This is a genomic window from Kamptonema animale CS-326, assembly GCF_028330895.1.
GTDB lineage: Bacteria > Cyanobacteriota > Cyanobacteriia > Cyanobacteriales > Microcoleaceae > Kamptonema > Kamptonema formosum.
Map to the genome: position 1 here is coordinate 1 of NZ_JAQMUA010000193.1, position 8,499 is coordinate 8,499.

7 protein-coding genes are annotated in these 8,499 nt (G+C 46.7%); 4 read left to right on the forward strand and 3 right to left on the reverse strand.

The features are described from left to right. Positions 1-62: 62 nt before the first annotated feature. The gene (locus PN499_RS11425; protein ID WP_272031991.1) at positions 63-1,991 is read right to left on the reverse strand and encodes a peptidoglycan D,D-transpeptidase FtsI family protein; all 1,929 of its coding nucleotides are present in this window, start codon (positions 1,989-1,991) and stop codon (positions 63-65) included. Between the two features lie 46 nt (positions 1,992-2,037). Beyond that, positions 2,038-2,610 carry a hypothetical protein gene (locus PN499_RS11430; protein WP_272031992.1) on the reverse strand — a complete coding sequence of 191 codons (573 nt, stop codon included), beginning with the start codon at positions 2,608-2,610 and terminating at the stop codon, positions 2,038-2,040. An 891-nt stretch (positions 2,611-3,501) separates the two neighbouring features. On the opposite strand from PN499_RS11430, the gene PN499_RS11435 reads away from it, so the two are divergent. From PN499_RS11435 to glgB, 4 genes are all read left to right on the forward strand, one after another. Further along, a complete protein-coding gene (locus PN499_RS11435) occupies positions 3,502-3,696 on the forward strand; it encodes a hypothetical protein (protein WP_234708716.1) in 195 nt (64 codons plus the stop codon). A gap of 125 nt (positions 3,697-3,821) precedes the next feature. Next, the gene (locus PN499_RS11440) at positions 3,822-4,514 is read left to right on the forward strand and encodes a glutathione S-transferase family protein (protein WP_272031993.1); all 693 of its coding nucleotides are present in this window, start codon (positions 3,822-3,824) and stop codon (positions 4,512-4,514) included. A gap of 248 nt (positions 4,515-4,762) precedes the next feature. Continuing rightward, the gene (locus tag PN499_RS11445) at positions 4,763-4,960 is read left to right on the forward strand and encodes a hypothetical protein (protein WP_007354205.1); all 198 of its coding nucleotides are present in this window, start codon (positions 4,763-4,765) and stop codon (positions 4,958-4,960) included. Positions 4,961-5,197: 237 nt separating this feature from the next. Further along, entirely contained in the window at positions 5,198-7,501 is a 2,304-nt protein-coding gene (gene glgB / locus PN499_RS11450) for a 1,4-alpha-glucan branching enzyme (RefSeq protein WP_272031994.1), read from the forward strand. Positions 7,502-7,660: 159 nt separating this feature from the next. On the opposite strand, the gene PN499_RS11455 is transcribed toward glgB, so the two are convergent. Further along, on the reverse strand, positions 7,661-8,308 hold the full coding sequence (locus PN499_RS11455; RefSeq protein ID WP_272031995.1) for a hypothetical protein: 648 nt from the start codon (positions 8,306-8,308) through the stop codon (positions 7,661-7,663). Positions 8,309-8,499 lie beyond the last annotated feature (191 nt).

Here is an 8,499-nt window from a genome sequence, read left to right on the forward strand (position 1 = left end):
GACAGATCGTAAGTAATTTGCCAGACATGATATCATTTATCTCTTCCATTTCCTCCCCACACCTATTCCGCTGCTTTCACTTCTTCCTTTTCAACCTCCGCAGGTGGAATCTTCTCCACAGCAATTAAAGCTTCCATCACTGATTTGACAACAGGTGCGGCCACTAAACCCCCCGTTCCTCCCTGGGGTTCATCAATCACTGCTAACACCACATAACGGGGAGATTCAACAGGTAAAATTCCCACAAAACTAGCAATGCTAGCATAATCGGAATAACCACCAGTAGGATTAGCTTTTTGAGCAGTTCCCGTTTTCCCAGCAATGCGATAGCCGGGAATTTGTGCGGCTTTTCCCGTCCCATCTTTTACGACCATTTCCATCATTTCTAAGACTTCTTTTGTCTTCTCTGCTGAGAAAACTTGCCTCGGCGCTGGCCTGCGGAGTTCCCAAAAAGGCTGCCCATCGCCGCTAAAAAGTCCTCGCACAACGTGAGGAGTAACGATTTTACCGCCATTTGCTAAAGCGCCGCACAGTTGTACCAGTTGCAGCGCAGTTAGGGAAAAACCCTGGCCAAAAGCGGTAGTTGCAGCTTCTACTCGCGAACTAATAAATTGTTCTCGGCTTTTGAGTTGACTGGGTACTTCAAAAGGTAAGTCGGAATCTGTGGTTTGTCCTAGTCCTAAACGTTCGAGGGCATTGTAATAAGCTGAAGCCTTGACTTTCTGCATGATATGTACCATGCCAACGTTGCTGGAATGTTGCAAAATCTCAGTGACAGTGACAGCGCCACGCGGGCCTGCTTGTCTGTAATCGTAATTGGAAATCGGCCAGCCACCCACGAAAATCTGACCTTCATCGTTAAAAACAGTTTCGGGTTTAACTGCATCAGCTTCTAGGGCGATCGCAATATTAATCGGTTTAAAAGTCGAACCCGGTTCATAAACATCAGTTAGCGCCCAATTTTTAAACCGTTCCAGATTGAATTTAAAATATTGATTGGGGTCATAGGAAGGTTCGGATACCAGCGACAGCAATTCCCCATCCCGCGCATCCATCACAATCACAGCCCCTCGTTTCCCCTTAAATTTCTCCATTTGTTGCTTGAGGGCCGATCGCGCTACCCGTTGCAAACGGGTATCTATAGTCACTTGCAATTGCAAATCATCGAACTGGACAAATCCTGCGGCGAGTTGATCTGGAACCCAGTTACCATTAACCGCCCGTTTATAACGGATAGAGGGCATTGTACGCTCTAGCAAGTTTTGCTGGCTGTATTCTACCCCGGCTTGACCATTGCGATCGCTATCTACATAGCCCACAACACCAGCCGCGAGTTCCTGCTGGGGGTAAAAGCGCTGTTGTTGCTGAATCAGTTCTAAGCCATCGACTGGTTGCTTCTCGATTAACAAGTTACTGACGCGATCGCCCATTTCCTCACTTAGTCCGTCCGCAATTTTAATCCCGCTTTCAGCACTATTAAACTTTTGTAGCAGTACGCCCTCAGTAATCGTCTGTCCACCCCCCATACCCGCCAGCAGCGGCGCGAGATTAGCCGCGATCGTTCCCTTCGTCTGCTTGAATAGCTTCGGGTGAGCCCAAAGCGTATAAACTGGGCGGTCTAACGCTAAAATCTCCCCTTTACGATCAATAATTGGTCGTCTCGGTACAAAGGGGCGCGATCGCGAGATTTGCTGCTGTTGCGCCCGTTTTTGCAAAATTGGCGCTTCTCTAACTTGTAAGTAAAACAAATTTGCAGCCAGTCCCAACCCAGACAGCATTAATATCCCCCAGACAATGTAAGGGCGGTACTTGTCCCGTTTTTGTAAACCTTCTCTAGGCGGTTGCTGACGATATTTAGGATCTATTTTGCGAACGCGGTTCTGAGGCTGGCTGTTGGGGAGGCGGGAAACAGAACTAGGTCGCTGATTCGATCTGTTTGGACGTGCAGAAGTTAGCGATCGACGGCGTTTAAAGCGGGAGTCGTAAGTCATAAGCATTGAGGAGTTTAGTTAACTGTTAACTGTTAACTGTTAACTGTTAATATCCCAAAGGTGTCTCACTAGCAGATTTCTGAGTAGACTGGGGATCTAGGTTGGCTGCGGGAGTGGGACGCTCGAGCGCAGGTTCCAGAAAGATCATGTCCTCTGGCTGTTGCGGAGCCAAACCCGTTTCGGGATTTTCCGCCGCCGTAGCGATTTGATGTTTTAAGACAACGCTAGCAGCGCTTAATTGCTGTTCGCTACGCCGCAATGTTTCTAGCTTCTGGTATTCTTCGCTCCAGCGCTGTTGACCGTAAACTGTCCAACCGTAAACTGTAAGAGTACAACTCAGCAGCAAAAATGCGATCGCTGATGAGGTACGCTGTAGGCTCAACAGCGATCGCAGCCAAACCGGTTTTAACTGATGGTTAGGCAGAATTTTGACAGAGGCCACCTTTGTAGGAACTGCACCCCGGCCGATAGTGGGAACGGAAGTGGTAGCCGCTTGAGGAGATACATTTGTCCGCCGAGCTCGCCCAATCGGAGTAACTTTACTTTCCGCTGAGGAAATGGCAGCTAGGCGAGAGGGGCGGTGTTGGGCAGAATCTGGGGAGCTCATAGCAACAGTCATAGACTTCACCAATATGTTATGTGCGGCAGCTTTAGTTTTAATTATGTGTGGAGGCATTCAGCCGTCTTACCAACCATAGCTCAGAAATAAATTCACAGTTTGATCTTGAATTTAGTTTACAAACGTTCTATAGATTCAGTTGTTAACTCCGCTATCCCCTTCGGATTGAAGGGTTTTTTGCCTGTGGTTAAATAAATTACTATACGTAGATTTTACTGGCGAAAATCCTGCAAAAAGTTTTTACGCTCCCACCGGATCTCGGCAAAAACTATGATACCTTAGAGTGCGATAGAGAACAAAGTCGCTGCTTTAACCGCTGATTCCGGGTAAACCGGAAAAAACTTAGAGTGCTGACTCTCTACACTAAAATCTAATACTCATGGGGCGTTTCAGTCTTGTGACAGAATTTGACCGCGCCGCGAGCATCGCCCCTTCAGGGGTCGGGATAGGCGCTGCGGATGCGGCAGCATTCAAATAAAATAAGCTCAAAGTACTATATTGATGTGGGATGGATACACAGACGAAAGTCTGGGATTTAATGCCTACCACACAGGTACGTGGGGACTCCGCGAAACCAGGGATTAAATAAATCCCTAAACGCTTGAGGAGCTTGTTGAAAGACAAGGATAGCAGCCCACCTTTTTAAGGCAAAAGGATTGCGCCCAAGAACCTTAGCAATAAGGATATTAAGAGCGAAATCTCTTAAGAATCCCATCCCCTTTAGGGGTGGGAGTGTCAACGCCTCTAACCGGGTATTCTTAGTCAACCTCAAAACTGAGGAAGCGCTAAGGCTAAGAATAGGTGCTTAAGACTTAAACCGTAGAGTCTCTTGTAGGAATGCAAAATTTGCCTACATTTTTAGAAGCGGTTTTCGACCTTAAGGAGTGTATTATGAGCAAAAACTTTATTCGTTTGACTTTGGCCCTTGGATTGGCTGCGGTTTTAGGGTCATGTGCTGGCGAAAGCGGAACTAGCCCAAGTCCTTCATCTCCAGCATCTTCTCCTAGCCCAGCGGAATCTCCCGCTGCTAGCCCTGCACCAGCTTCTCCTAGTGCTGCGCCTGCTTCGCCTAAGAAGTCTCCCTAGTAAGAGCGATCGCGCCATACCTTCCTTCAAGGCATAGCCTGTAATCTGCTCAACGGATCGCTCCTCACATTTTTTGTTTAAATGGCATCAGTTGTGGTGGAAATGAAAATGTTAGTTTGTGTCTGATGCTTTTACTGCAATTCAGTACATCTCACTACTGTCGCAAAGCTCGCTTGGCTCTAGGTTACAAGGGTCTACCTTACCAAGTTGACAATTTGACTCCGGGGTTGCACTTGTTGAAAATCCGACCGCTGACGGGAGGTTTAACGACAGTACCAGTGCTCCTCCCTCAGTTAGAGGGTCAACCAGCCGCGATCGCAGACTCCACCCAAATTTTTAAATTTCTGGAGTCTTACTGTCCCTCCCCTCCTCTGTTGCTCCCCGATCCCCGGCTACAAGCTGAGGCCTGGATGCTGGAAGACTGGCTTGATGAAAGCATCGGCACGGCAACTCGATTCGTTTACTATCAGTTTCGTGCAGGCCCAGGCAAAGCCATTGACCCGTCTCTGTTGAGTCAAATTGTCATCCAAGCAGTGCGCCGACAGTACCGCATCAATCAAGCCTCGGTGGAACTGGCTACTGGCCGCCTTGCCAGTGCTATCGAGTTTTTAGGGGAGCGCTGGCAAAAAGGGCCCTATCTAGTTGGAGATCGTCTAAGTGTTGCCGATATTGCTGCGGCAGCCCTGTTGTCTCCCTTAGCTCTGATTCCCCAATACAGCCAAGGCTATCCCTGGCTGTTCGCTCGTATTGTCGAAATTCACCAACTCTGCCAGGAACCTCTGCCCCCTGGATTGCAAACCATTGTCAATGCGAGTTAAGAAATAGCATAATTTTGGATAAAAGTTTCGATCGAACTGCATTCACTTTATAATTATTAATAGACTTCTTTCTGCCTCGATAACTTGCAGTAATTGCAGTCATATTGATGCAGAAAGTAGCAATTGTGACAAATTCATAGCCATTTTCAAGTGAGATAGATTGCTCTTAATTAGCAATTAGTAATTAGCAATTAGCAATTCTCATACAACTGAAAACCGCTATATTTGCAATAACTACGGTCATATTCATGATGCTTTCTCTGCAAGCTGCAAGAAACGTCAAAACCAAAGCAATTAAAGTTTTGCAGTTAAATGGTACGGCGCGACTCGTCGGAACCAACCTGATTCGATCGGGTGAACGCCTACTAGATAATACGCTGCCAATAGGCGAACGGCGTGTGAGTGGGAACCCTAGCGATAGGGATATTAGGAGCGAAATCTCCTAAGAATCCCATCCCTTTTAGGGGTGGGAGTGTCAAAATTGGAACAAAAGTAATCGGAAATGGGTTGAACCCTCATCCTCTTTTAGAGTGTTGTAGTTCGCCCAGTACCGTAAAAGCGTACAAACCTAAAATTTAGGCAGTGTCTACATTTTAGGGAACTATAAATGTAACGTGAACTCGCCCCTCCAGGTTTTTTAAGTCAATTTAGTTAAGCGATCAGTGATTCAGGTAGGTAACTTTATGCCCACGAGCATCCCCTTTGAACAGATTGACCGGATTGTTTGGAATCAGCACCAAGACCCCTTTGAAGTGCTCGGCCCACATCTAATTGAGCAGAATGGCAAAAAAGCCTGGGCGGTGCGAGCTTACCTGCCAAACGCGGATGCAGTGTCGGTGGTGTTGCCGGAAGCAAGGGCAGAGTACCCGATGCAAGCAGTACACCACCCTCACTTTTTTGAATGTACAATTGAAACAGCAGAGTTAGCTAACTATCAGTTCCGAGTCAAAGAAGGCGATCGCGATCGCTTCATCTATGACCCCTACGCCTTCCATTCTCCCAAACTGACAGAATTCGACCTCCACCTATTTGCTGAAGGCAACCACCACCGCATCTACGAAAAATTGGGTGCTCACCTGATGGAAGTAGATGGAGTCAAAGGAGTATACTTCGCAGTCTGGGCCCCCAATGCCCGCAACGTTTCATTATTGGGAGACTTCAACAGTTGGGACGGCCGCAAACACCAAATGCGGAAAGGGCAAACAGGCATCTGGGAAATATTTATTCCCGGTTTAGACGCAGGTGAACACTACAAGTACGAAGTCAAAAACATAGAGGGGCATCCCTACGAAAAGTCAGACCCCTATGGCTTCCAGCAAGAAGTACGACCAAAAACAGCCTCAATTGTCACTGACTTAGACGCTTACACTTGGAACGATAGCGGCTGGATGGAACACCGCCGACACACAGATGCACTGACTCAGCCAGTTTCCGTTTACGAATGCCATCTAGGTTCTTGGCTACACGCGAGCTCTGCCGAACCAGCCTTGTTACCCAACGGCAAACCAGAACCAGTGGTACAAGTTTCGGAACTAAATCCCGGAGCACGCTTTCTAACTTATCGGGAATTAGCCCACAAGTTAATCCCCTATGTTAAGGATTTGGGCTATACCCATATAGAATTATTGCCGATCGCCGAACACCCCTTTGACGGTTCTTGGGGTTATCAAGTAACTGGTTACTTCGCACCTACTTCCCGCTTCGGTAGCCCTCAAGACTTCATGTATTTTGTTGACCAATGCCACGAACACGGCATTGGCGTAATTGTAGACTGGGTTCCCGGTCATTTCCCCAAAGACGGTCACGGTTTACCTTTCTTTGATGGCACACACTTGTATGAACACGCCGATCCCCGCAAAGGCGAGCACAAAGAGTGGGGAACACTGGTTTTTAACTACAACCGCAACGAAGTAAGGAATTTCTTAGTAGCTAATGCCCTGTTCTGGTTTGACAAGTACCACATTGACGGCATTCGCGTGGATGCAGTAGCTTCAATGCTGTATTTAGATTATTGCCGCGAACCTGGGGAATGGGTGACAAACCAGTACGGAGGCCGAGAAAATATTGAAGCAGCGGAGTTTTTGCGGCAAACTAATCATGTAATTTTTAGCTATTTTCCAGGGGTATTATCGATCGCAGAAGAATCTACTTCTTGGCCGATGGTATCTTGGCCTACTTATGTGGGAGGTTTGGGCTTTAACCTCAAGTGGAACATGGGCTGGATGCACGATATGCTCGACTATTTCCACATGGACCCCTGGTTCCGCCAGTTCCACCAAAACAACATTACTTTCAGTATGTGGTACAACCACAGCGAGAATTTTATGTTGGCTTTATCGCACGACGAAGTGGTTCACGGAAAGAGCAATATTCTCGGCAAGATGCCAGGAGATGACTGGCAGAAGTTGGCTAATGTGCGGGCGTTATTTGCTTATATGTTCGCTCACCCTGGGAAGAAAACGATGTTTATGGGGATGGAGTTTGCCCAGTGGCGGGAATGGAATGTCTGGGGGGATTTAGAATGGAATTTGATGCAATTCCCTGCTCACCAAGGAATCAAGCGGTTCTTTGCGGATTTGAATCATCTTTACCGCAGCGAACCAGCTCTTTATGAGCAGGATTTCAATCAAGAAGGCTTTGAATGGATTGATTGTAGTGACAATCGCCACAGCGTGGTAGCTTTTATCCGCCGCTCTAAGGATGGTGAAGAGTTTTTAATAACAGTTTGCAATTTTACACCACAACCTCATAGTCATTACCGGGTAGGAGTGCCTGTAGCTGGTTTCTATACGGAGTTGTTTAATAGTGATGCTCGCGAATATGGGGGCAGCAATATGGGGAATTTGGGCGGAAAATGGACGGATGAGTGGTGGTTCCACAATAAGTCTTTTTCGCTGGATTTGTGTTTGCCACCTTTGGGAGTTTTGGTGTTGAAATTGGATCGCGCTAAGACGGCTGCTGTCATGCAGGGGGCTGTTGAGGAATGAGATCGAGTCCGATTTACCTGTTATTAATTCAGCGATTAAAATCGCTATTACATTCTCTTTAACCCCTCTAGGTAAGTTATAAGAAAAGCAGGAAATTGGACTACTCAAAGTTCCCTTTTTTCAGGGGAGGAGCGATTGATACCAATTTTAGAGTTAGTATTAATTACATCCTCCCTTACTAAGAGCTTTGGTTGCGTCTTCTGCGGTTCGCATTCCACCTATAATCGTTGAAACAATCACACAGCGGTTATTTTTTTTACCCAATTGTTCGTGCTTTACCGTTACTCTCCCCAATTGTCCTTGGGCTATTGCGGTACAATCATCTTCAGGATCGGGAACCGGGCAGCCTTTGTGGTTAAATAACGCTCTGTAGACGTTACCTGATGGTCGCTGATTATTGGTGGGATTAACTTTATCTAAAGTTGTATTATCAACATCTATTCTAATTTTTTGCGCGAAACTATGCCATTTTAATTGTGCAAGTCGATCGGAGATTGCTTCTTCCATTTGATCGGGGAAAATGTGAGCTGGATGGACTGCCCATTGTACTATTCCACCCTGTTCTCTAAAGCTAGCTTGCCAGGAAATTTTATCGCGTTTGGCGTTGCTTTGGGCGATGCGTATTGCCCAGAAAATTCTATCTTGGGAGGTGCGAAGGTTCTGGTTATTGATGAATGCTAACCAACTAGGGGCGGCGATCGCGCTGAATATGCCCAGCAGAAAAAGTATAATTAATATTTCAATGATTGTAAAGCCTGCTGCGGCTAAGTTGATTGCTCTGCGGCAGGCTGGTGTCTTGATTGTCACTTAGATGCACTCCCTGATGCCTGTAACAAACTTTTTTTCCTAAAGCTGATTTTAACAGGAGTTATGTGGAGGCGATCGCGCTTAAAATCTGGTATTGATGAGCTTTACTTATAGCAGTGGCTAGGATGAGGATAATTTTATTTTTACAGAACTTACGTAACGCCGCCCTCTGGGCGGTAACAATACCGCCC

Bases quoted from the DNA above. Each gene is read 5' to 3' on its own strand.
- PN499_RS11435 (WP_234708716.1), top strand. From the start codon at position 3,502: ATGAGCAAAAACTTTATTCGTTTGACTTTGGCCCTTGGATTGGCTGCG.
- PN499_RS11445 (WP_007354205.1), top strand. From the start codon at position 4,763: ATGATGCTTTCTCTGCAAGCTGCAAGAAACGTCAAAACCAAAGCAATT.
- glgB (WP_272031994.1), top strand. From the start codon at position 5,198: ATGCCCACGAGCATCCCCTTTGAACAGATTGACCGGATTGTTTGGAAT.
- PN499_RS11430 (WP_272031992.1), bottom strand. From the start codon at position 2,610: ATGACTGTTGCTATGAGCTCCCCAGATTCTGCCCAACACCGCCCCTCT.
- PN499_RS11425 (WP_272031991.1), bottom strand. From the start codon at position 1,991: ATGACTTACGACTCCCGCTTTAAACGCCGTCGATCGCTAACTTCTGCA.
- PN499_RS11440 (WP_272031993.1), top strand. From the start codon at position 3,822: ATGCTTTTACTGCAATTCAGTACATCTCACTACTGTCGCAAAGCTCGC.